Source organism: Kitasatospora sp. NPDC015120 (assembly GCF_043080305.1).
Classification (GTDB): domain Bacteria; phylum Actinomycetota; class Actinomycetes; order Streptomycetales; family Streptomycetaceae; genus Kitasatospora.
Genome location: NZ_JBIBVJ010000059.1, coordinates 1,651 through 2,253, shown reverse-complemented (window position 1 = coordinate 2,253; position 603 = coordinate 1,651). Strand labels below are relative to the sequence as shown.

The 603-nt window shown below is 64.2% G+C and carries 1 protein-coding gene; it reads left to right on the top strand.

The window, feature by feature from the left end; genetic code table 11:
* A partial coding sequence (locus ACF1AK_RS36240; protein WP_391503071.1) for a DDE-type integrase/transposase/recombinase occupies window positions 1–603 on the top strand: 603 nt, incomplete at both ends.

The following is a 603-nucleotide window of genomic DNA, read 5'->3' as shown; positions in this document are numbered from 1 at the left end:
CGGACGGTCGCGGAGGCGAAGGCCCAGTTTCGGGCTGGTCGGCGGCGAGTGTATCGGCCGTGGGTAACCGAACCTGGGCTGTGGTTACAGTACGACTTCGGTGACGGGCCAACGATTTCCGGCCGGAAGACGACGTTGTTCTGCGCATGGTTGGCGTGGTCGCGATTTCGGGTGGTGATCCCGATCTGGGACAAGACATTGCCGACGGTGGCGGCGTGTTTGGATGCGACATTCCGCCGCTTGGGCGGGGTTCCGGTCTATGTCCTCACCGACAACGAGAAGACCGCGACGATCGATCACGTGGCCGGGATCGCGGTCCGCAATCCGGAGATCGTGGAGGTGGCACGGCATTACGGCACGACGCTGCGGACGTGTTTACCTGCTGATCCGGAGTCGAAGGGAGGAAGTGAGGCGACGGTGCGGATCGCCAAAGCCGACCTGTTGCCGAAGGAGGTGAACCTGCGCGAGCAGTATCACTCTTTCGGTGAGCTCGAGTCGGCTTGCCGGCAGTTCTGCACCGACGTCAACACCCGCGTCCACAGCTCTACTCGGCGGCGGCCGGTCGAGCGGCTGGCCGAAGAGTTGCAGCGGCTGCATCCGCTG